Source organism: Cupriavidus sp. SIMBA_020 (genome assembly GCF_046535395.1).
In the GTDB taxonomy this organism is placed as follows: Bacteria; Pseudomonadota; Gammaproteobacteria; order Burkholderiales; family Burkholderiaceae; genus Cupriavidus; species Cupriavidus campinensis.
Genome location: NZ_JAWRWU010001154.1, coordinates 1 through 253 on the forward strand (window position 1 = coordinate 1; position 253 = coordinate 253).

Sequence of the window (253 nt, forward strand, 5' to 3'; positions counted from 1 at the left end):
GTATCGAGCGGTACGATGCGAATCCCGGCGGGATTGGCGATCACATCATGTTCGGACACATCCACGGGATTGGGATTCTCGCGGATGCGGACCCATCCCACCGCCTGCAATATCTTCAGCGCGCGTTCGAGATTGACGGGGTCGTTCGGCACCGCCACCGTGGCGCCGCGCTTCACATCCGATAGCGCGTTATGGCGCGTCGAATAGAGGCCCATTGGCGGCGTCGGCACCTGCACCACGCCCACGAGATCCG

1 protein-coding gene is annotated in these 253 nt (G+C 63.2%); it reads right to left on the reverse strand.

Annotated elements, in window-relative coordinates:
• Nucleotides 1-253: MetQ/NlpA family ABC transporter substrate-binding protein (locus SB751_RS33155; protein WP_410749389.1), on the reverse strand; the 253-nt coding region annotated here is incomplete at both ends.